The organism is Streptomyces sp. NPDC054961 (assembly GCF_053609145.1).
In genome coordinates, this window is record NZ_JBSGWY010000001.1 from 285,296 (window position 1) to 306,715 (window position 21,420).

The 21,420-nt window shown below is 73.6% G+C and carries 15 protein-coding genes; 8 read left to right on the forward strand and 7 right to left on the reverse strand.

Annotated elements, in window-relative coordinates; genetic code table 11:
* Positions 1-123: 123 nt before the first annotated feature.
* The 5 genes from ACWF9Z_RS01250 to ACWF9Z_RS01270 form a co-directional block, all read right to left on the reverse strand.
* Positions 124-924, reverse strand: coding sequence for an NPP1 family protein (locus ACWF9Z_RS01250; RefSeq protein ID WP_453596174.1), 801 nt, complete (start codon positions 922-924; stop codon positions 124-126).
* A gap of 116 nt (positions 925-1,040) precedes the next feature.
* On the reverse strand, positions 1,041-2,300 hold the full coding sequence (locus ACWF9Z_RS01255; protein ID WP_453596176.1) for a serine hydrolase domain-containing protein: 1,260 nt from the start codon (positions 2,298-2,300) through the stop codon (positions 1,041-1,043).
* Between the two features lie 70 nt (positions 2,301-2,370).
* Positions 2,371-3,225 carry an NlpC/P60 family protein gene (locus tag ACWF9Z_RS01260; RefSeq protein WP_453596178.1) on the reverse strand — a complete coding sequence of 285 codons (855 nt, stop codon included), beginning with the start codon at positions 3,223-3,225 and terminating at the stop codon, positions 2,371-2,373.
* 235 nt (positions 3,226-3,460) lie between these two features.
* On the reverse strand, positions 3,461-7,498 hold the full coding sequence (locus tag ACWF9Z_RS01265) for an nSTAND1 domain-containing NTPase (RefSeq protein ID WP_453596180.1): 4,038 nt from the start codon (positions 7,496-7,498) through the stop codon (positions 3,461-3,463).
* Positions 7,499-7,685: 187 nt separating this feature from the next.
* Positions 7,686-8,048, reverse strand: a complete 363-nt coding sequence (locus ACWF9Z_RS01270) for a hypothetical protein (RefSeq protein ID WP_453596182.1) — start codon at positions 8,046-8,048, stop codon at positions 7,686-7,688.
* 281 nt (positions 8,049-8,329) lie between these two features.
* Here ACWF9Z_RS01270 and ACWF9Z_RS01275 point away from each other — a divergent pair, with 281 nt between their 5' ends.
* Positions 8,330-9,481, forward strand: a complete 1,152-nt coding sequence (locus ACWF9Z_RS01275; protein WP_453596184.1) for an AI-2E family transporter — start codon at positions 8,330-8,332, stop codon at positions 9,479-9,481.
* Positions 9,482-9,641: 160 nt separating this feature from the next.
* On the opposite strand, the gene ACWF9Z_RS01280 is transcribed toward ACWF9Z_RS01275, so the two are convergent.
* On the reverse strand, positions 9,642-10,544 hold the full coding sequence (locus tag ACWF9Z_RS01280; RefSeq protein WP_453596186.1) for an ATP-grasp domain-containing protein: 903 nt from the start codon (positions 10,542-10,544) through the stop codon (positions 9,642-9,644).
* Between the two features lie 143 nt (positions 10,545-10,687).
* Between ACWF9Z_RS01280 and ACWF9Z_RS01285 the strand changes: the two genes are divergently transcribed.
* The 4 genes from ACWF9Z_RS01285 to ACWF9Z_RS01300 all read left to right on the forward strand — a co-directional run bounded on the left by ACWF9Z_RS01285 (position 10,688) and on the right by ACWF9Z_RS01300 (position 14,383).
* Positions 10,688-11,572, forward strand: a complete 885-nt coding sequence (locus ACWF9Z_RS01285) for a hypothetical protein (protein ID WP_453596188.1) — start codon at positions 10,688-10,690, stop codon at positions 11,570-11,572.
* 338 nt (positions 11,573-11,910) lie between these two features.
* A complete protein-coding gene (locus ACWF9Z_RS01290; RefSeq protein ID WP_453596190.1) occupies positions 11,911-13,419 on the forward strand; it encodes an MFS transporter in 1,509 nt (502 codons plus the stop codon).
* Complete coding sequence (locus ACWF9Z_RS01295; RefSeq protein ID WP_453596191.1) at positions 13,416-14,120, forward strand: TetR/AcrR family transcriptional regulator; 705 nt, start codon at positions 13,416-13,418, stop codon at positions 14,118-14,120. The genes ACWF9Z_RS01290 and ACWF9Z_RS01295 overlap by 4 nt, the downstream gene beginning before the upstream one ends.
* Positions 14,117-14,383 carry a hypothetical protein gene (locus ACWF9Z_RS01300; RefSeq protein WP_453596193.1) on the forward strand — a complete coding sequence of 89 codons (267 nt, stop codon included), beginning with the start codon at positions 14,117-14,119 and terminating at the stop codon, positions 14,381-14,383. Before ACWF9Z_RS01295 ends, ACWF9Z_RS01300 begins: the two co-directional genes overlap by 4 nt.
* Positions 14,384-14,507: 124 nt before the next feature.
* Here ACWF9Z_RS01300 and ACWF9Z_RS01305 read toward each other — a convergent pair whose 3' ends face one another.
* Entirely contained in the window at positions 14,508-15,128 is a 621-nt protein-coding gene (locus tag ACWF9Z_RS01305; protein ID WP_453596195.1) for an L-threonylcarbamoyladenylate synthase, read from the reverse strand.
* Between the two features lie 376 nt (positions 15,129-15,504).
* On the opposite strand from ACWF9Z_RS01305, the gene ACWF9Z_RS01310 reads away from it, so the two are divergent.
* The 3 genes from ACWF9Z_RS01310 to ACWF9Z_RS01320 all read left to right on the forward strand — a co-directional run bounded on the left by ACWF9Z_RS01310 (position 15,505) and on the right by ACWF9Z_RS01320 (position 21,107).
* On the forward strand, positions 15,505-17,985 hold the full coding sequence (locus ACWF9Z_RS01310) for a YfhO family protein (RefSeq protein ID WP_453596197.1): 2,481 nt from the start codon (positions 15,505-15,507) through the stop codon (positions 17,983-17,985).
* Positions 17,986-18,110: 125 nt separating this feature from the next.
* Positions 18,111-19,220, forward strand: a complete 1,110-nt coding sequence (locus ACWF9Z_RS01315; protein ID WP_453596199.1) for an alpha/beta hydrolase — start codon at positions 18,111-18,113, stop codon at positions 19,218-19,220.
* A 159-nt stretch (positions 19,221-19,379) separates the two neighbouring features.
* On the forward strand, positions 19,380-21,107 hold the full coding sequence (locus ACWF9Z_RS01320) for a chloride channel protein (RefSeq protein ID WP_453596201.1): 1,728 nt from the start codon (positions 19,380-19,382) through the stop codon (positions 21,105-21,107).
* The last annotated feature ends 313 nt before the right edge of the window (positions 21,108-21,420 follow it).

Below are 21,420 nucleotides of genomic sequence, written 5' to 3' on the forward strand. Positions count from 1 at the left end.
ACTTTTTTTTGCCCGTGCTTCCGATTTTGGTGAGGGGCGCCGGGGCGGCGGGGGGCATCCGGGATGCCCGAGACGTCCGTCACCCTGCCGTCACGCTGCCATCAGCCTGTCGTCAGCCTGCCGTCACGCGTTCGGGTCGAAGGCGATGCCCGCGGGCTTGGCCTTGGTGAGGTGGCCGTTGAACTGGCCGTCCTTGATCCCGAGGAGGGCGCTGCCGAAATCGGCCTGGCTCAGCTTGTCGCGCAGCCCCGCCGGGTACCCGTTCCAGCCGACCAGCGGCGGGTACTGCCAGGTCCCCTTGTGGTTCTCCGGCGGCTCGTCGTTGGAGTTCGCGGCCCGGAAGCAGTGAGTGCTGATCCCGTCCTTGTGGTAAACGATCTTCGGGTGGGTCCCGTCGAAACGTATCTGCGAGGCGGCGTGGACCTTGAAGTTCCCGTGCTCCGAAGTGGAGACGTAGGCGACCTGGTTGTTCTGGATCCACACCACGACGTGCTCCCAGTCGTGCCGGTGTCCGGCACTGCCCGGGCCGAGCGACACCTGGTCCTTCTCGAAGTAGAGCGCGTACATGACGGCGCACCAGCCGTTGTTGCACTTCGAACGGGAGTATCCGTTGGTGTTGTTCAGGTCGGAGAGGTCACGGCAGTTGCCGTTGACGTCACCGCCCAGCTTGAGGCCCGGCGCGATGGTGCCGTCCGGACCGATGGCGGGGCTCGAGTAACAGCCGTCCCGGTCGTAGTCGAAGGCGGGCTGGAAGGTCTGGTCCAGCCCGTCCGCCTGGGCGGGCAGGGCCGTGGGCGGCGCCGCGTACGCGACCGCGGGGACGGCGAGAACCAGCGCCGCCGCCCCCGCCGTGGCCGCGAGCATCCTGCGGGCCCGCCGGCCCGGCCCCCTCTGGGAACGCTTCACGGGCAGTGCGTCGGCCATCGTGTCCTCCTCATCGGTCACACGGGACAACACCCGTGTGTGATTGCGGAGTTCAGCATTCCCGGCTCCCGCCCCCAAGCAAAGGGGCGGGAGCCTTCGGTCTGAGGGAATCGCCCTCAGCCGCGCTCCGGGAGGTCCGCCTCCGCCGCGGCCGGGGCGAACGCGAAGCCGCGCGCGGTGGCCGGGCCGGCCGCGGGCGCCTTGCCGCAGAAGGCGGCCTCCAGGGTGCCGCCCAAGGCGGTGTTGGCCTGGCCCCGGTTGGAGGTGTTCGCCATCGCCGAGAGGGAGCGCTTGCCGTCGCGGGTGGTGAAGGCGTAGGTGTAGAAGCCCTGCACCGTGCCCGTGTGGCCGTACACCTGGGCGCCGCAGGAGAGGTCGTAGCGGCGCAGACCCAGCCCGTAGAACCGGGTGTTCGTGGTGTCGGTCGGGGTCATGGTGAGCATGGCGTCCAGGGTGGCCGGGCGCAGCAGCCTGCCGCGGACCAGCGCGGACATGAAGGTGCTGAGATCGGCCGCGTTGGAGATCATCGCGCCGGCGGACTGCGCCCAGGAGACCGTCTGCTCGGTGGAGTCGACGAGCGGCGCGCCCGCCTCGTCCGGGTGCAGGTAGCCGTTGGCGTGCAGGCCCTTGATGGCCGTGCCGGGGTGGACGTACGAGGTGTTGCGCAGCCCGAGCGGCTTGATGATGCGCCGCTCGTACTCCTTGGCCACCCCCCTGCCGGTCGCCTTCTCGATCAGCATGCCCACGACGACCATGTTCGTGTTCGAGTACTTGTACGCGACCCCGGGCTCGGTGGTCCTCGGCTCGGCGAGCGAGAGGCCGACGAGCTCGCGGTAGGTGAACACCTTGTTCCGGACGGACTCGAAGCCGGGCACGGTGTGTTCGAACATCGCGTTGGTGTAGTCCGCCAGTCCGCTGCGGTGGGTCAGCAGGTGGCGCACCGTGATCCGGTCGTCGGGCAGCAGCCCCGGCAGGTAGTGGTTGACCGGCTTGTCCAGCTCGATCTTCCCCTCGTCCACCAGCTGCAGCAGGACGACGGTGGAGAACGTCTTGGTGACGCTGCCGATCCGGAAGCGGGCCGCGGGGTCCATGGCCGCGCCCGTGGTCCGGTCGCGGACGCCCTCCACCCGGGTCGAGACGCCGTCCGGACCGGTGAAGCGGGCCATCGCGCCGGGCGCTCCGGCCGCCGTGGTGTTGCGCAGCGCCTGGGTCAGCGCGTCCAGATCGGGCGCCACCTGTCCGGGCGCGGTCAGCGGCAGGGACGGGGCGGCGGGCGTGGCGGCGTGCGCGGCGGTGGCCGGCAGCACGCCGCCGGCGATCACGGCGAGCAGGGCGGCACCGGCGGCAAGGCGTCGGTGATGGGACGGAAGGCGCACTTTTGTCCTCTACTTGGTCGGTTAGGGGTGAAGTCGGGCCCGGTGGGGCCATTTGAGAGCCTACAAACGATCAGTGGCAGACAGGTACGTTTTCCAGCCAATCGGGGCCCTGGATATAGATGTTCGTCATCCAGGCCCCGTAGTCCGGGAGATAGGACCAGGCGTCGTTGGTGTAACCGTCGGAGGTCACCACCTCCGCGTGCTTCTGGCACCCCACGCGGATCGTCGTCGGTCCCGGGAGGGCGTAGACGCGCGCGGCCGCCGTCGACGGCCGGTCCTTGGTCCAGACGCCGGTGCCCCAGGTGCGCAGGACGCGGCCCTCGACCGGGCCCGTGTCGACGCGGACCGCGCCGAAGTAGTCGCCGGTCAGCCGGACGTCACTGACCATCAGCTTGGTGCCCGACTGCTTGGCCTCCGCCATCCTGCCCGCGCCGAGGTAGAGGGCGATGTGGTGCAGGTGCTGCGAGGTGCCCCACACGAGCAGATCGCCGGGGAGCAGCGGCGCGAGGCCCTGCGCGGCCGTGAAGCGCCCGGCGGCCCGGTGCGTGTAGTACTGCTGACTGGCCACCCCGTCCAGGACGTCCGCCCCCGCGGCCCGGGCATAGGCGTAGCGGACGAGTCCCGAGCAGTCGAATCCGAGCCGTTCGGGATCGTGTTCGCTGGCCGGATCGGTGGGGTCCACCTCCCCGTACGTGGCACCGGGCTGCTGACCGTGACCGCCGCCCCACGTGTACCAGACGTCCTGGCCCACCTGTTCGCAGGCGGCGCCCACGGCACGCTCGGCCGCGGCCGAGGCTCCCGGGGCCAGGACGCGGCAGGCGCCTTCGGCGGCCGCCGGGGCGGGCGACGGCCAGAGGAGGAGGGCCAGGAGGGCAAGGAGGGTACTGACGAGACCGGTTCGGCGGAAACCTGATCGGTTGGGCATGGCGGGAGACCTCGTTCCTGGTGCGTGCCGCTCGGTGCTTCGTGCTCGGCGGCTCGGTACGCCCCGCCGTGGGAGGGCGTCGCCGCGCGCCGAAGCACGTCCGTCCGCGCGCCACTTGACGGGCGCCGCGTCCGGGACCAGCCTGACGGCCGCCTCGGCGCCCCGTCCACGGCCGGACGTGGCCCTACCCGGACGGGCAACGGGAAACCCCGGGAGGAAACCACCCGACGCGGCACTAGGCGCACGCGTGTGCGGAGCGCTCCGGTCGCAGGGCCATCCGGCAGATGTCCGCCAGCCGCGCCCCCGGGTCCGGATTCCACAGGCGTACGGTGCCGTCGTTGCTGCTGCTCGCCACCGTCCGCCCGTCGGGGGAGAAGACGACGCCCCACACCGCGTTGGTATGACCGGACAGGGCGGCCCGGAGCCGGCGGTGGGGGAGGTCCCACAGCCGCACCGTACGGTCGTTGCCGCTGCTGGCCAGCGTCCGGCCGTCGGGCGAGAAGGCGACGCCCCGCGCGGAGCCCGTGTGCCCGGTCAGCACGGTGGTGACCCGGCGGCGCCCGGTGTCCCACAGCCGGACCGTGCCGTCGTTGCCGCTGCTGGCCAGCGCCTTTCCGTCCGGGCTGAACGCGACGGCCCGTACCGCCCCCGCGTGCCCGGTGAGTTCGGCCGACGGACGGCGCCCGGCCACGTCCCACAGCCGCACGGTCAGATCGTCCCCGGCGCTGGCCAGCGTCCGCCCGTCGGGGGAGAAGGCGACGTCGTTGACGAAGTCCGTGTGCCCGGTGAGGGTCGTGAGGGCGGTGCGGGTGGCGGTGTCCCAGAGGCGTACGGTGCCGTCGGCGCCGGCCGACGCGAGGGTGCGCCCGTCCGGGGCGAACGCCACCGAGAACACGGTGCCGTCGTGCCCGGTGAGGGTGGCGAGGGCGGTGCGGGTGGCGGTGTCCCAGAGGCGTACGGTGCCGTCGGCGCCGGCCGAGGCGAGGGTGCGGCCGTCCGGGGCGAACGCCACCGAGAACACGGTCTCGGTGTGCCCCGCGAGCGCGGCCAGGACCCGGCGCCCGGGTACGTCCCACAAGGCCACCGCGTGATCGGCGCCGGCCGCGGCCAGCAGTTTTCCGTCGGGGCTGTACGCGGCGTGCCAGACCTCGGTGAACGGACGGGCCGTCAGTACGGGACCCCGCAGGTCCCACAGCACGACGGACTGGTCGAAGGCGGCGGTCGCCAGTACGGCGCCCGCCGGATCCACGGCGACCGCCAGCACGTAGTCGGTGTGCCCGGCCAGCGTCGCGGTGAGCCGGCCGCTGCCGACGTCCCAGAGCCGGGTGGTGCCGTCGCCGCTCCCGCTGACGACGGTGGTGCCGTCCGGGGTGTAGGCGACCGCGTTCACGTCGTCGCTGTGCCCCGTCAGCGTGGCGACCGTGTGGTGTCCGGCGACGTCCCACACCCGCACGGTCCGGTCGACCCCGCCGGTGGCCACGGTCCGCCCGTCCGGGGCGAAGGCCGCGCCCAGCACCTCTCCGGTGTGACCTTCCATCACGGCGACCGGACGGGCCCGCGCCGTGTCCCACAGGCGTACGGTCTGGTCGGCGCCGGCCGAGACCAGGGAGCGGCCGTCCGGCGCGTAGGCCAGGGCGTCGACCCTTCCGACGTGTCCGGTCAGGGCGGCGTACTCGCGGTGGTCGCCGGCCGGATCCCACAGCTGTACCGTCCCGTCGGCGGCCGCGACGGCGAGGGTGCGCCCGTCCGGGGCGAAGGCGATCGCCCTGGCGCCCGCCGTGCTCGGGGGCAGCAGGACCGCAGGCCCGGACCCGGAGGTGGGCCAGAGCCGGACCGGACCGTCGGTGGAACCGGCCGCCAGGATCCGCCCGTCCGGGCTGAAGGCGACCGTACGGACCCGGCCGGGCACCGTGAAGGCCGCGACCGTCCGACGGTCGGCCACCCGGCGCAGCAGGACCTTCCCGTCGGATCCGGCCGTCGCCAGCAGGCCCCCGCCCGGGGCGAAGGCCAACGCGTTGACCGGTCCGCCGTGCTCGCCGAGCCGGGCCAGGAACGGCTGGGACTGGGTGCTGAGCAGGGCGCCGCGCGCCTCGCTCGTCGCCTCGGTGCGGTACGCCTCCTCCGCGAGCAGCATCGAGGCCTCGGGCTGTCCGGCGGCCAGCGAGAGCGACCGTACGGCGAGCGCCTGCGAACGGGCGGTCCGCTCCTGGCCGAGCGCCCCGGAGCGCTGCTGGTACGCCACGCCGCCCGCGCCCAGCGCCAGTACGAGCAGGACCAGGAGGGTGGCCAGCATCCGCTGCTGCAGCCGGACGTGCCGTCCGGCCTGTCGCCGGCGGTGCTCCTGCGCGGCCAGGCCGGCCCGGAGGAAGGCCGCCTCACGGGCGCCGAGCGTGCTGCCGCCGTCGAGCTCCTCGGCCCAGGCCCGGGCGGTGGCGAGGCGGGTACCGCGGTAGAGGACGGACGGGTCGTGGCCCTCGCGCGCCCATTCGTCGGCGGCCTGGGACAGCTGCTGGTGGACCAGCAGCCCGGCCCGGTCGGCATGGATCCAGCCGCGCAGCCGGGGCCAGGCGTGCAGCAGGGCTTCGTGGGTGATCTCGACGGTGTCGCTGTCCGTGGTGATCAGCCGGGCCCGGACGAACGCGTCGAGTGCGGCCGCCGCCCGGCCGGCGTCGCCCTGCCCTTCCAGCAGGTCGGTCCGGCTCACCCGGCGCCGGGACGGCCCGGCGCCGTCGGCGATGTGGACCAGCCGTACGAGGAGCCGCCGGACGGTCCGCTGTTCGGCGGGATAGAGGCGGGCGAAGACCTGCTCGGCGCTCTGCGCGACGGCGCCCTGGATGCCACCGGCGTACTCGTATCCGGCGACGGTGAGGGTGGACCCCTCGCGCCGCTGCCAGGTGGCCATCAGCGCGTGGGACATCAGGGGCAGGGCGCCACAGGGCACGTCTCCCGGCCTGCTCTCCGGTCCGCCCTCCGAGCCGTCCTGCGGGCCGTCCTCCCGGCCGGCCTCCGCCGGGCCGGGGCGGCCGGCCCGCCCGGTCCCGTCCGCTCCCTCGCGTACGCCGGCGTCCCGCAGCAGCAGCGGGACCAGCCCCGGTTCGAGGGTGAGACCGACGAGCTCCGCCGGGCGCGTGATCGACTCCCGCAACTCCGCCACGGACATGGGCGGCAGGACGAACAGCCCTTCGGTGAAGACGGCGGCCAGCTCGGGAAGTTCCAGGCAGTTCCCGGAGAAATCGGCCCGCACGCCGAGTACGACGACGGCGGGGTCGTACCCGGTCGACGCGGGCCGGGACCGGGCCACGGAGCAGAGCAGCCGGACGAAGGCGCGGCGCTCGTCCTCGTCCGGGCAGAGGGTGAACAGCTCCTCGAACTGGTCGACCAGCAACACGGGCCGCACGGTCGGGAGAGGGCGGCCGCCCGCCTGCGCGGGAACCGCCCCGGCAGCGTGCGACAGCCGGTGCACGGCTTCGAGCAACAGCGCGGGCCGGGCGCTCAGTTCCCCGGGGGTGTGGCCGATGGCTGCGCCCAGGGCCCGGGCGGTGGCGTCGGCCAGCTCGCGCAGCGGGTGCGCGGTGGGGGTGAACCTGACCACCGGCCAGCCGTCGGCGCCCGCGACCGGGAAGCGGCCGCGCCCGAGGGCCGGCACCAGACCGGCGCTGAGCAGGGAGGACTTGCCGGCGCCCGATCGGGCGGCGAGCAACAGGGGCCCGTGGCCGAGGCGTTCGTGGACCCGCTCGACGAGGGCGGCGGTGGCCCGCTCCCTGCCGAAGAACCACCCCGCCTCCCGAGGGGTGAACGAGGCCAGGCCGCGGTAGGGGCACGCGCCGTCCGACGGGGGGCCGTGCGGCCCCGCTCCGTCCGGCCGGGTGCCGGGCGGAGCCGCGGAGCGGCCCGTGGAGCGGCCCGTGGAACGGTCCGCGGAACGGGCCCCGGGCAGCGGATCGGACTCCGTGCTCTCCGGGAGCAGGCGCAGGAGTCCGCCCCCCGCGTCCAGGGCCCGGTCGCAGCTGCGCGCCACGTCGACGGTGGCCGGTTTCGCGCCGGTCTCGATCTTGCTCAGGTAGCCCTTGCTGTAGTGCGTCCGGCGGGCCAGGTCGGAGAGCGACAGGCCGCGTTGCCGCCGCAGCCGCCGCAGTTGGGCGGGAAAGTGCGGCGCGGCGCCGTCGGCGGAGTCGTCCGACGGGCCGTCCGACGGGCCGTCCGGTGTGCCGTCCGGCGTGTACGGCCGGCCGGTGGCGCGTCCGTGGTGTGGTTCCCCCAAGACGTCCCCCATGGCGAAGCGCGCCCAGGCAGTGAGAGGCAGAGGCCCAGGTTAGCGCGGGGGTGGGGTGGCCGACCGGTCATGCGTGGGCGTGGCGGGAAAGGAGGAGGTTCCGGAGCGGGCCGGGCGGCCGGCTCCGGAACGTCCGTGCGGGCGAGCGAACGCGCGCTCGGCCGCTGAGCGGTTCCGGGGAGACCGGTCAGCGGTTGAGGGTGATCGAGTTGATCGGTCCGAGGTCGGCGTAGACGCCGGTGCCCTGGGCGATGGAGTTGCCGCAGTTGACCCCGTTGGAACCGGTGCACAGGCGGGCGCTGGCCCCGCCGGTCTGGTTGTTGAGCACCCAGTGGTTGCCGAACTGGTTGCTCAGGTTGTGGGCCCCGTAGCTGTAGAACACATGGCTCGGCTTCACGGCGGGGTTCTGGTTCTGCGGGTAGATGCAGACCGCTCCGTCGGGGCAGCCCGCCCACGGGCTGGCCGGCTGGGCGCCGGCGGCGCCGCTCAGTGCCACGACGGCGGCCGTGGCGGTGGCGAACGCGGCGGCGCCGCGGATCAACTTGCGCATGATGTCCCCTTGTGGGTCTTGCTCCGTGCTGACGTGCTGACGTCTTCAGCCTGTCCCGGGCGGACCCGGAGATCGACGGGTTTCCCGTTGCCGGTCGTCCGCCCGCCCCGGGAAACCCCCTGTGACCAGGGAGGTCTTCGCGGCGCGGGCAACGGCCCGGGAGGCTCCTTCGGCCCAGCGCGGATGAGGCCTTCGGGCGAACGCGCTGCGCGGCGCGCGGAGCGGGCGCCGCCGGGGTGATAGCCCGTGGTGACCAACACACCTCGGAGGTGCGGCCGCACATGACCAGGCGACTCGTGACGCGGCCGGCCCGGCGCCCGCCCGGCCCGCGCCGCGGGCGGCGGCCCGGCGCGGACGCGCCGGTGTCCCCGATCCTGCGGACGGCCGCCGCGTACGCCTGGCGGATCCTGGTCGTGGGCGCCGTGGCCTACGCGGTGTTCGCGGCCCTGGGCAAGTTCCACGAGATCGGGTTGGCCCTCTTCCTCGGCCTCGTGGCGGCCGCGATGCTGCGCCCGGCCGCCGACCGGCTGGACCGGATCGTCCCCAGACCGCTCGCGGTGGCCCTCGTCCTGGTCGTCAGCGCGATCCTCGTGCTCGGCGTCCTCGCCCTGGTCGGTCAGTCGGTGGCGAACGAGTGGCCCTCACTGGTGCGGGAGTTCAGGCAGGGACTGGACCGGATCCAGGCCTGGCTCGCCGGGCCGCCCTTCCGGCTGGACGCGCACGTGCTGAGCGATCTCCAGTCCAAGATCGGCACGTACCTCTCCAGCCACCGTTCGACCCTGCTGAACACGGCGGTCAGCGGGGCGGGACGGGTCGTGGAGGTGCTCACCGTCGCGGCCCTCGGGCTGTTCTGCTCGGTCTTCTTCATCCACTCCGGCGACCGGCAGTGGGGCTGGTTCTGCGAACAGCTGCCGCGGGGCCCACGGGAGCGGGTGGGAAGGGCCGGGAAGGCGGCGTGGCGGACCTTCACGGGATACACCCGCGGCATCGTGCTCGTGGCGGCGACCAACGCCATCCTGGTGGGCGTCGCGCTGTTCGTCCTGGGCGTCCCGCTGGCGGTCCCGCTCGCGCTGCTGGAGTTCTTCGCGGCGTTCATCCCGCTCATCGGCTCCCCGGTGGCCCTCGCCGTGGCCGCCGTCGTCGCGCTCGCCGCTCAGGGGCCGCTCGTGGCCGGCCTGGTGATCGTGCTCATCGTGGTCATCGGCCAGATCGAGGGGCACGTGCTCCATCCCCTGGTGATGAGCTGGGCCGTACGCCTGCACCCCATGGTGGTGGCCCTGTCGGTGGTCGCGGGAGCCGTCGCCGCCGGGATCGTGGGGGCCGTGGTGGCGGTGCCACTGGTCTCGGTGATCTGGTCGGTCCGCCAGTCCCTGCGCCCGCCCGACCGGACGCACGAGGACGGGCGCGCGGACGTACGGGGGCGGCCGGGCTGATGTACGACGGACCGGGCGGGCTGACGTACGACGGACCGGCCGCGCGGGCGTACGGAGGCGGCCGGGCTGATGCGCGAGGACCGGCCGCGCGGGCCTCCGAGGCCACCCGCACCGGTCTCCGAGGCCGCCCGCGCAGGCGTACCCGTTCGCGCCCGCGCCCTCAGAGGCGGCCGGCGGCGTCGGCGAAGCGGCGCAGGCCGCCCTCGGTCCGGGTGAGGAAGAGGTTGGGCTCGATGAGCTCGAGCTCCATCACCACCGGCGAGCCGCCCGTGTCCAGCGCCAGGTCCACCCGCGCGTACAGCAGGGGAGCGCCCGCGGCGCCGGAGGCCCCGGACGCCGCGGACAGCGCGGCCCGGGCGACGGAGAGCTCGGCCGCGTCGGGGACGTGCTCCACCGGGTCCGGGTGGGGTGTGCGGCTGTTGTCGACCCGGCCGGTGTCGGTGAGCACGGGCCCCTTGCGCACGCCATGGCTGAACTCTCCGCCCAGGAACACCAGCGCGCGCTCGCCCTCGACGATGCGTTCCATGTACGGCTGGACCATCGCGCTCTGCCCGCCGTCCTGGAGGTTCCGTACGTGGGCCTCGGCCGCGGGCCGCTGCTCCTGGGTGTACCGGGCGCTGTCGCGGGCCCCGGCCGACACCGACGGTTTGACGACGAAGCCGCCGCTCGAAGGGAGCGAGACCGGGTCGCCGGGCGCGATGAACCGCGTCGGCACCGTGGGCACACCGTGCGCCACGAGCTCCTCCAGGTACCTCTTGTCGCTGTTCCAGCGCACCACCTCGGCCGGGTTGTGCAGCGCCGTCACCGCGGCGACCCGCTCGGTCCAGGCGAGGAACTCCGCCAGCCGGTGCGTATAGCCCCACGTCGACCGGACGACCACGGCGTCCGCGGCGGACCACGGATGCCCCGGGTCGTCCCAGTCGGCCGCCACCGCGTCCGTCCCGCGTTCCCGCAGCGCCGCGACCAGCGCCGGCAGGTCCGGGTCCATGGACCGGCCGACCCGGTCGGTGGCCAGCACCACCCGGCGCCGCCGCACTGTCGTCCCGGTCCCGGTCCCCGCCATGTGCCGTCCTCCCGTAGCCCGTAGCCCGCTCCCCCAAGGCTACGGGGACCCCGGGCGGCGGCCCCGACGAGGTGGTGGAGCCGGGGTCCGGCCCTGGGGTCCGGCCCCGGGTGGTACAACTGCTCTGCGAAGAGGGGGCTGGGATGCGGCGGGGAATGATCGAGTGGTTCCTGGGCGCGGCCGACGGGGAGATACGGGCACTGGAAGAAGTGCCCGGCACCGACCTGGAGCGGCTGCGCGAGCTGTGGTGCGCGGAACCGGAACTGATGCTCCGCCTCGACCGGCTCTACGCGGCTTCGCAACGCGCCTTCGAACGCCGTACGCGCGCCGCGGTCGCCGAGGACCTGCTGCGCGCCCTGCGCGCCGTGGCCCGGGGCGCGGACGTGGCCCGGCTGGACACGGCGGTCGCCCTCGCCGAGGCCCGGCTCGAGGACGATACGGCCACCGCCGCCGCGCGCGGTCTGAACGTCGGGCTGACCTGCGGGATCGTGGTCAGCCCGGTGATACTGCTGGTGACCCTCGCCCTGGGGGAGTGGGTGCCCGGACTGTTCGGCGTCGACTTCGGCTGCCAGGAGCGGCAGGCGCTCGTCCACGCGATGGTGTGCTTCGCGGGCGGCGCGATGGGCGCGGTGTTCAGCGTGATCATGCGGCTGCGCGATCCGGCGAAGCTGCTCCGGACCCGGGCCGGGCGCGGGGACCCGGCCGCCGATCCGGTCCAGTTGGCGCAGAGCCTGCGACAGGAGGGCTGGTACCGCGTGGTGGTGGGATGGTTCCTGGCCACCGCCCTGTTCCTGCTCGTCAGCGGGGGCGTCCTCACGGTCATCACCCCGCCGGCCTCCCCGCCCGGACTGTGCGGCCCCGGCCCGCTCTCCGCCGCCGGACACGAGGCCGTGGTCAAGGCGTGGTTCTTCTGGGGCGCCATCGGCTTCCTGGCCGGCCTCAACGAACGCTGGGCCCGCGGCTTGCTGCGTCCTCCTTCGGCCCCGCGCGACGAGCCCGGACAGGACGGGGGAGCACGCCGCGCCTGAAGCGCTTCCCCCGGCGTACGGGGGAGGGCCGCGCCGTGGCCCGTTCGCCGTCAGCTCGCCGAGCGCAGACGGTCCCGCTCGTCCCCCCCCCCGGCGGCCCGAGCGCGAGAAGAGCGGTGCGCGAGGTGCGCGCGACCGGGAACGCGAACATGATCGGTACCTTCCCCGGTGCTGACGTACGTGCCCCCCCCACGACGCGACGGCGGTCTCCACCGGTTCTCGGACGACGCAAAACGGCTGAGAAGAAGCACCGCGGACCGGCAGACAGGGGGTGCACACGCGTTTACTCTGGGGGTGAACGCTCGTACACCCCCTTTCGGGCCAGCGTTGGGAGCAGCATGCCCGCCGAGATACCCGCCGAGGCACCCGCGGCCGGAGCCCACCCCCGGCTGATCGTTCCCGTCCTCGCGTTCTGCGGCGCCGTGGTCGCCGTCATGCAGACCCTGGTCGTCCCCCTGCTGCCGCACGTGCCGGGCCTGACGGGAAGCAGCCCGGCCGCTGCTGGCTGGCTCGTCACGGTCACCCTGCTCACCGGCGCGGTCTTCACCCCGGTGCTCGGCCGGGCCGGCGACATGTACGGCAAGCGCCGCGTGCTGCTCGCCTCGCTCGGGGTGCTCACCGCGGGATCCGTGATGTGCGCGGCCACCTCCGACATCGGCTGGCTGATCGGCGGCCGCGGCCTCCAGGGAACCGCGCTCGCCGTCATTCCGCTCGGCATCAGCATCATCCGCGACGAGCTCCCGCCCGAACGCGTCCTCCCCGCCGTCGGCCTGATGAGTTCCACCCTCGGGATCGGCGCCGCGATCGGGCTCCCGGTGGCCGCCCTGGTGGTCGAGAACTTCGACTGGCACGCGATGTTCTGGGCCTCCGCCGGCCTCGGGCTGCTCGACTTCCTCCTCGTGCTGTGGATCGTCCCCGAGTCGCCGCTGCGCACCGCGGGCCGCTTCGACGTAACCGGCACCCTCGGCCTCGCGGTGACCCTCGTGGCGCTGCTCCTCGCCATCACCCAGGGCGCGGACTGGGGCTGGACCTCCCTCCGGACGCTCGCCCTGCTCGCGACCGCCCTGGTCGCCGGAACGCTCTGGGGCCGCTACGAGCTGCGGACCGGCTCGCCGATGGTCGACCTGCGGGTCTCGGCCCGTCCCGCCGTGCTGCTCACCAACCTCGCCGCGCTACTCATCGGCTTCTCCTTCTACGCGAACTCCCTGGTCACCGCGCAGATGGTGCAGGAGCCGACGAGTACGGGGTACGGGCTCGGTGCCTCCATCGTGGTGAGCGGCCTGTGCCTGTTGCCCGGCGGGCTGGCCATGGTCGTGCTGTCCCCGGTCTCGGCGCGGCTCTCCGCGGCGTACGGGCCCAGGACCGCCCTCGCGCTCGGCGCGGCCGTCATGACGTGCGGTTACGCCCTGCGCTTCTTCACCAGTCACGCCCTCTGGCTGATCGTGTCCGGTGCCACGGTGGTCTCCTGTGGAACCGCCCTCGCCTACTCGGCGCTCCCGGCGCTCGTCATGCGGGCCGTGCCCGTGAGCGAGACGGGCGCGGCGAACGGCCTGAACACCCTCATGCGCTCGGTGGGGCAGGCCTGTTGCAGCGCCGTCGTCGCGGCCGTGCTCGCCCACGTCACGTTCCTGGCGGGCGGGCGCACCGCCCCCACGCTGCACGCGTACCTGCTGGTCTTCCTCATCGCGGCCGCTGCCTCCCTCGCGGCGCTGGCGGCGGCCCTCTGCCTGCCGTCGCGCCGGTCCGCGCGGGCCGCCGGGCCGGCGTCGTCCGCCACCGGGCCGCTCGCGCCGGCCGGTACGGTCGCGGTGACGACGTCCGAGCACGCCGCCCGGGAGAGCACATGACCGACACGGACACCGACACAGGAACGGACATCGGCACCGGCACGGACGCCGACGCCGACGCCGGCACGGACACCGGCATCGACGCAGGCACGGCCACCGGCATCGACGCCGGCACGGCCACCGGTACCGGCCGGGACGCCATCGTCCGCGCGGCCCGCCGCGCCTTCACGCTGCGCCCGTACGCCGAGGTCACCCTGCGCGGGATCGCCGCCGACGCGGGAGTCAGCCCGTCGCTCATCGTGAAGCGGTTCGGCAACAAGGAGCGGCTGTTCAACACGGTCGCGGACTTCGAGCCGGCGGCCGAGGCCCTGTTCGCGGCGGAACCGGCCGAGCTGGGCCGGCACCTGGTGCTGACCATGCTCCGGCTGCGCGACGAGCTCCGCGGGGATCCGCTCCTGCGGGTCGTCTTCTCGCTCGGCATCGACGACGAGCGCACCCTGCTGCGCGCACGCTTCCGCGAGCAGGTCACCGCCCGGCTCGCCGCCTCCCTCACGGGGCGGGACCGGGAGCTGCGCGCCGAGCTGATCGCGGGCCAGCTGCTGGGTCTGGGGGCGACGCTGAGTCTGCACCGACCCGACGGCGTGGGGGCCCGTACGACTCCGGAGCGGCTGGCGCGGCTGTACGCGCCCGGTCTCCAGGGGCTCATCGACGGCGACGCCGGACGGCGTGATGCCGAGGGGCCGGTTAGCGTCGGGGGATGAGCAGCGAATCGCAGAACTTCGAGATCCTGCTGGTGCCCGAGCACGTGGCCGAGGGGTCCAAGGAGCACGCCGTCCGATCCGCCGTCGTCGCCCCGACCGGCACGAACGGCGCCTCGGGTTACCCCCGCTACTCCGGGGACGGGATGGTGGCCGACATCGATCCGGCCACCCGGACGGTCGAAGCGCTCCTCGTGGACGGGGCCGAGCTCGACTACGGCCTCAAGCCCGTCCTGTACGGGCCTCCTGACACCGCGGCCTCCTGACACCGCGGTTCCTGACGCCGCGGCCTCCGGCGCCGCGGCCGTCCGGCGGCCCGCGGCCGGACTCCTGACGGTTCTCCGGACGCCGCCCGACGGTCCGGCCCGGCCCGTCGGCGGCCCCGCCCGCCTACTCGAAGCGGGTGGTGTCCCCGGCGCCGCGGCGGACGATCTCGGCCTCACCGCTGGAGAAGTCGATGACGGTGGTCGGCATCGTCCCGCACTCGCCCGAGTCCACCACCATGTCCACGACGTGGTCGAGGCGGTCCTTGATCTCCCAGCCCTGGGTCATCGGCTCGGTCTCGTCCGGCAGGAGCAGGGTGCTGGACAGCAGCGGCTCGCCGAGTTCGGCGAGCAGGGCCTGCGCCACGACGTGGTCGGGGATGCGAACCCCGACCGTCTTCTTCTTCGGGTGCTGGAGCTGGCGCGGAACTTCCTTCGTCGCCGGGAGGATGAAGGTGTAGCTGCCCGGGGTGGACGCCTTGATCGCGCGGAAGACGTCGTTGTCGATGATCACGAACTGGCCGAGCTGCGCGAAGTTCTCGCACACCAGGGTGAAGTGGTGGCGGTCGTCGAGCCGCCGGATCGTCCGGATGCGGTCGACGCCCTCACGGTTGCCCATCTTGCAGCCCAGCGCGTAGCAGGAGTCCGTCGGATACGCGACGAGCCCGCCGGAGCGGATGCTGTCGGCGATGCTGCCGATCGTGCGGGACTGGGGGTTCTCGGGGTGTACGTCGAAGTACTTAGCCATCCGCCGAGCCTACGGGATCCGGGGGTTCCGGGACTCGGACGGGCCGGGGTGCGGACCGGCCGACGGCCCCGTGCCGGCCGCGCGATCAGCGCGCGATGAGCTGGTGATTGTTCACTTTATGTCTGTATTTGTTCTCTATGTGGTCGTGATTGCGATCATATTCGCCGGGGGCGGTGCATAATTCTTTCGACGCGGTACATAGGGTGCGGTCAATAGGCGGCCTGCCCGTGGCCGATAAGTCGCGCACAGGGGTTTGCCAAAGATGACCGCCACCTCGATTCCGCCTGCCGAAAGCCCCCTCTCCGCAGGGCGCCGCAGGGAGGCGGAAGGCCAGGTCGGCGGGGTGAAGCGGAATATACAATTCCTTTCCGCTCTCGTGGCCGCATTCCTGTCGATGGCCGCGTACGCCACCGGTCTCGCCGTCCGTGGGACGTATCCCTTCGGGCCGATCCCGCGCGCCGACAATGACCTGCGCCATCAGTACGTACCGTTCCACACCCACCTCTGGGACCTCCAGCACGGAATGGCCCAGGGTGACCTGCTCTTCAACTGGCAGAGCGGCTACGGAGTGGGTTTCCTCGGGGACTTCTTCACCTATCTCACGAACCCGTTCTCCTGGCTGACCGGCGCCCTGCCCCGCCACCACGCCGAGTTCTCCGTCTACCTCGTCAGCCTTTTCAGCATCGGCCTCGCCGCCGCCCTGATGACCGTCTACCTCGGCCGTCTGCGCCCCGGCTCGCCCTGGCTGCGTGCCCTGCTCTCCGTCGGGTACGCCGTCTGCGGCTGGGGAGTCGCCGAGGGCACCGTGGTCCCGATGTGGACCTGGGGCCTGGTCGCGATACCGATGCTCGGCCTGGCCGCCGACTGGTGTCTGACCGGCCGCCGCTGGGTCCTCGGCAGCCTCCTCGTCGCCCTGTGCTGGTTCGCCAACTTCTACACGGCCGCCATGGCCACCCTCGCCACCGCGCTCGTCCTCCTCGTACGGCTGCTGCTCGCCGACACCGACTGGCGCACCCGCGGCCGCGCCCTGTGGCGGGCCGGCACCATGACCGCCACCGGACTGCTCCTCGCGGCTCCCGCCATCCTGGTGTGCGCGCTGGCCAACCAGCGGGCCCAGCCCACCGAGCTGTACGTCGTCAGCGTGCGCACCGACCCGCTGTCCTACCTGTCGATGCTCATACCGGGCACCCATCCCCGGCCTCCCGCGCCCAACATCTACGCCGGGGTGCTCGTCCTGCTCCTCGTGCTGACCCTGCCCTTCCAGTCGAAGGTCCGCGTGCGCGAACGCGCCGCCTGGTGCGGGCTCCTCCTGCTCACCGCGGTCTCCTTCGTCGTCACTCCCACCGCCGAGCTCTGGCAGGGCGGGGCCCTCCCGCACGGCGCCCCCTTCCGCGAGTCCTTCGTCCTCAGCGGCATGCTGGCGATGGCCGCCTGGATCTGCCTCGCCCACATGCCCCGGCCCCGGGCCCTGCTCGGCGGCGGGTCCCTGCTGGTCCTGCTCGTCACGGCCACGTACGACCTGCCGCCCGTCAACCGGTACGCCCTCAACGGAGTCGTGGCGGCCGGCGCCGCCACCCTCGTCCTGCTGCTGTTCTACGCGCGCGGACTGCGCCGGCCCGCCCGCATCGGCGTCATGGTGCTGCTGGCCGTCTCGGTCTTCACCAGCACCGCCTACGCCGTCTACGGCAACGCGGTCGTCGACGACCCCCGCCGGCGCGGCCCCGCCCGCCCCCAGACCATGACCACGCTGGGCACCGACGCGCGCCAGGTCCTGCGCGCGCGCGAGAACTGGCCCGCCACCCGCGCCGACGCCGGACCCGACGTGTTCGTCACCAACAACGACGCGATGCTCGTCGGCGGCCAGGGCGGCGCCTACTACAGCAGCTACGTGAGCGTGGAGACGGCACGAGGGCTGCGCGGCCTGGGCCTCGGCCAGGCCATGGGCGGCCGCCACCTGTGGCCCGCCTCCGACCCCGTCCTGCGCGCCCTGCTCGGCGTCGGCACCGTCCTGGAGCCGGCCGGCGAGGACGCGGTCACCGTCCGCTCCATGGCCGCCCCGCCGCTGGTCACCGTCCACGCGCCCGGCAGCGACCAGGCCCACGGCGCGCCCGAGGGCTCGGTCTGGGCCCGCCGCCAGGCCGCGCTCGGCGCCCGGATCTACACCGTGCCCACGCTCTCCCACTCCGGCGGCCCGCCCGCGCCCGCGTCCGCGCGGGGCTTCGCCCTGCCCCGGGCCGCAGGCGACGGCGCCGAGCACTGGACCGCGTTCACGGCACGCTGCGCCCCCGGCGAACGGGCCTTCCTGTACGCCCCCGACCTGTACGCGACCGCCCAGGCCGAGGACACCGGCCGCCGCGAAAACTTCTACGGCAAGCCGCCCGCGGTCAGCGCACCGCTCAAGGAGCTGGGTACCGCCGGGACCGACGGCCGGTTCACCTTCTCCGTCCACGCGCCGCAGGACGGCCAGATCCTCCCGTCCGACGCGCTCGGGTGCCTGGACCAGGCCGCCTTCGACGCGGCCGTGAGCAGGCTGAAGGCCACCGGAGCCACCGGGATCACGGCGGGCGGCCACACCCTCGAGGCCCGGCTCCCCCAGGGCTCCACCGGCACGGCGGTGGTCGCCACCACCGCGTCCCCCGGCTGGACCTGCTCGGTCGACGGCGGTCCGGCCCGCGCCCCGGTCTCCTACCAGGGCCTGCTCGGCGTTCCGTTGGGCAGCGGCGGCGCCGACCGGCTGTCCTGCTCGTACCTCCCCGAGGGGCTGAGCGCAGGCCTGGCCGGTACCGGAGCGGGCGCCCTGCTCCTCGGAGCCGTCCTCGTGCGCACCCGGTGGCGCGGCCGGACCACGAGGCCGTGATCAACAAGGTGCCCTGACGAGGCAACGGATCGGGTCCCGCGGCTGTCTAGTTCCATGTGCGCCTCGACACGGCGCACGGCCGAAGCCCGTTCCCAGCGGAACCGTCCCAGAAGGTCTCCCGTTTCGTGAGTCTGACCAGCAACACGCTCTTCGTGGTCGTCCTGTTCGCCACGGCACTGATGTTCGCGGCCGCCGTGCGGTGGTGGCCGCGCTTCGCGGGGGCGGGGTGGCGGCGGCTCCTCGGACGGGTCGGCCTGGTCCTCGCCGTTCAGGTGCTGGTGCTGTCCGCCGTCGGTCTCGCGGCGAACCGCAGCTTCCTGATCTACGGCTCCTGGACGGAGCTGGCCGGACAGGAGAAGGCGGCCACCGTCAGCGGGCAGGACGGCGCCGGCACCTCGTCCGTGAAGGTGACCGGCCGGCAGAAGCCGGACGTGCCCGGCGGCGGGACGAAGAAGGTGGTCGGCGAGATCGAGAAGGTCATGATCCAGGGCGAGCGGTCCAAGATCGCGACCCCGGCCTACGTGTACCTGCCGCCGGAGTACTTCCAGAAGGGCAACGAACACCGGGTCTTCCCCGCGGCCGTCGTCCTCACCGGCTACCCGGGCACGGCGGAGAACCTGCTGAAGCCGCTGCCCTACCCGAGGACCGCGTGGACGCTGGCCCGGGAGAAGAAGGCGCATCCGATGATCCTGGTGCTGATGCGGCCCACGGTCTCCCCGCCGCGCAACACCCAGTGCATCGACATCCCGGGCGGACCGCAAACCGAGACCTTCTTCGGGACCGACCTCCCCAAGGCCCTCTCGGGCGCCTACCGCATCGGCGCCTCGCCCCGGTACCTCGGGATGATGGGCGACTCCACCGGCGGCTACTGCGCCCTGAAGATCGCACTGGAGCACCCCGAGACCTACGCGGCCGGCGTGGGGCTGTCCGCGGACTACGAGCCCGAGAGCTACGGCGCCGGCGACCTCTTCCACGGGAACACCGACGAACAGAAGCGCGCCGACCTGCTGTGGAGCCTGGACCACTTGCCGCAGGGGAACAGCTCCTTCCTCGTCACCACCTCGCTCCAGGGCGAGGACAACTACCAGGCGACGCAGAAGTTCATCGAGAAGGTGAAGGCCCCCGCCCACGTCTGGTCCATCACCCTCGACCACGGCGGCCACAGCTTCAACACGTGGAAGCGGGAGATCCCGCCGTCGCTGGAATGGCTCAGCGGGCGCCTCGCCGCCGAGTGAGCGGGGCCGGCGGCGCCCGGCGCTCAGCCGAACGGGCGAACCACCCGGCCCGCCTGCGGACCGTGACCGGGGACGGACCGTTGGATGGGGTGGTCCGGGGGATCGCGGTCAGGGGGACGGGGCGCGCGATCGGGAGAGCGCCGGTGTCCGAGGAGTGAGATGAGACCGTTTTCGGCGGAGGGGGCGGCGGCCGCACTGCGCCGGACCCAGGCCGGACTGCTGCTGCCCGCGCTCCTGGTGGGCGCCGGTGCGGGACTGGGGGCGGTGGGCTTCCGGTGGCTGACCGAGGCGGTCACCCGGGTGCTGTCGGGGCACGACGAGTACTCCTTGGCGGGCCACGCCGACAACCCCTACGTCCCCTGGCTCGGACCGTACTTCGTGCTCTTCGCGCCCGTCGTCGCGGGGGCGGTCTACGGACCGCTCGTCCACCGCTACGCCAGGGAGGCACGCGGCCACGGTGTCCCCGAGGTGATGTACGCCGTCGCCCGCCAGGGCGGCCGGATCCCGCCCCGGGTCGCCCTGGTGAAAGCGGTCGCGTCCGCCCTGTGCATCGGCGGCGGCGGTTCGGTGGGCCGCGAGGGCCCGATCGTGCAGATCGGCGCCGCTCTCGGATCCACCGGCGGATCGATCCTGCGGATGGGCGAGGAACGCATGCGGCTGCTGGTCGCCTGCGGTGCGGCCGGCGGCATCGCGGCCACCTTCAACGCCCCGCTCGCCGGCGTCTTCTTCGCCGCGGAACTGATCCTGCGCGACTTCACGGCCGGGAGCTTCGGCGTGGTCGTCGTCTCCTCGGTCACCGCCAGCGTGATCGGCCGGGCCGTACTGGGCGGAGAGCCCTTCCTGCACCTGACCCCCTCCCTGGACGTGGGCCACGTGGCCTCGTACCCCCTCTACGTGCTGCTCGGCGCGGTCGCCGGGGCCGTCGGGGTGCTCTTCAGCAAGGTCCTCTACGGGGTGGAGGACCTCTGCGACGCGGTCTGGCACGGCCCCGAATGGCTGCGCCCGGCGGCCGGCGGGATCCTGCTGGGCGCGATCCTGCTCGCGCTGCCCGAGTTGTACGGGGTCGGCTACCCGGTCCTCGGCAAGGCCGCGCTGGGCGGCTACACGGTCGGATTCCTGCTGGTCCTGCTCGTCGGCAAGATCGTCGCGTGCAGCGTCACCATCGGCATCGGCGGCTCGGGCGGTGTCTTCGCCCCCTGCCTCTTCGTCGGCGCGATGCTCGGCAGCTCCTTCGGCCAGACGCTCGACCACCTCGTGCCCGCCGTGGCCGGCTCGGCCACGACCTACTCCGTCATCGGGATGGGAGCGGTCTTCGCCGGGGCGGCCCGCGCGCCGGTCACCGCCGTGGTCATCATCTACGAACTCACGGGCGAGTACGGCATCATCCTGCCGCTGATGGCCGCCATCGCCGTCGCCACCGGCGTCGGCCACGCGCTCAGCCGCGACACCGTCTACACGACCAAGCTCCGGCGCCGGGGCGTCGACCTCGACCTCACGGGTCCGGCCGCGATCGAGGTCCGCGCGGCGATGAGACCGCCGCCGGCCCCTCTGGCACCCGCGACCGGGCTGCGCGACGCGGCCGCGGCGATGATCGCGGCGGACGCCCGCCGCCTCCCGGTCGTCGACGCCCGGGGCCGGTACGAGGGGGCGGTCGGCGCGCTCGCCCTCTCGCGGGCACTGGGCGAGGGCCTGCCGGACGACACCTCGGTCGAGGCGGTACGGGAGTACCCGCCCGCACTGCTCGAGGGCCAGTCCCTGGAAGAGGCCATGCCGCTGCTCGCGGCGCACGAGGGCGACGGACTCCCGGTCCTCGACGAGGAACGGCGCCACCTCCTGGGCTGGGTCTCCCACCGCTCCGCGCTCCTGGCCCTGCACCCGCAGACCTGAGCGCACCCCCGTGGGAGCACGAGGGCACGGGCGCACGCGCGGCGCACGGGCGCACGGGCCCGCGGGTGGACCGAGGCCGTCTCGCGCCGGCACCGCGGCCGCGCGTAGGCTCCGCCCGTCCATCCGAGGGAGGCGATCCGCGATGACCCGGTCGGAGCCACGGCGCGAGCTCTTCGGCGATGGTCTTCGGAGCCCTCGCCCGCGAACTCGCCTCCGAATGGAGCCTGTTCGCACTCGACCTGCGGGGCCGCGGTCACAGCGACACCCACCCGGGGGCCCTACGGCATCGACGCGCACGCCGCCGATCTGTGCG

Excerpts from the sequence above, each read along its gene's own strand:
- ACWF9Z_RS01250 (WP_453596174.1), bottom strand. The coding sequence starts at position 924 with ATGGCCGACGCACTGCCCGTGAAGCGTTCCCAGAGGGGGCCGGGCCGG.
- ACWF9Z_RS01260 (WP_453596178.1), bottom strand. The coding sequence starts at position 3,225 with ATGCCCAACCGATCAGGTTTCCGCCGAACCGGTCTCGTCAGTACCCTC.
- ACWF9Z_RS01265 (WP_453596180.1), bottom strand. The coding sequence starts at position 7,498 with ATGGGGGACGTCTTGGGGGAACCACACCACGGACGCGCCACCGGCCGG.
- ACWF9Z_RS01270 (WP_453596182.1), bottom strand. The coding sequence starts at position 8,048 with ATGCGCAAGTTGATCCGCGGCGCCGCCGCGTTCGCCACCGCCACGGCC.
- ACWF9Z_RS01275 (WP_453596184.1), top strand. The coding sequence starts at position 8,330 with ATGACCAGGCGACTCGTGACGCGGCCGGCCCGGCGCCCGCCCGGCCCG.
- ACWF9Z_RS01280 (WP_453596186.1), bottom strand. The coding sequence starts at position 10,544 with ATGGCGGGGACCGGGACCGGGACGACAGTGCGGCGGCGCCGGGTGGTG.
- ACWF9Z_RS01285 (WP_453596188.1), top strand. The coding sequence starts at position 10,688 with ATGCGGCGGGGAATGATCGAGTGGTTCCTGGGCGCGGCCGACGGGGAG.
- ACWF9Z_RS01290 (WP_453596190.1), top strand. The coding sequence starts at position 11,911 with ATGCCCGCCGAGATACCCGCCGAGGCACCCGCGGCCGGAGCCCACCCC.
- ACWF9Z_RS01295 (WP_453596191.1), top strand. The coding sequence starts at position 13,416 with ATGACCGACACGGACACCGACACAGGAACGGACATCGGCACCGGCACG.
- ACWF9Z_RS01300 (WP_453596193.1), top strand. The coding sequence starts at position 14,117 with ATGAGCAGCGAATCGCAGAACTTCGAGATCCTGCTGGTGCCCGAGCAC.
- ACWF9Z_RS01305 (WP_453596195.1), bottom strand. The coding sequence starts at position 15,128 with ATGGCTAAGTACTTCGACGTACACCCCGAGAACCCCCAGTCCCGCACG.
- ACWF9Z_RS01320 (WP_453596201.1), top strand. The coding sequence starts at position 19,380 with ATGAGACCGTTTTCGGCGGAGGGGGCGGCGGCCGCACTGCGCCGGACC.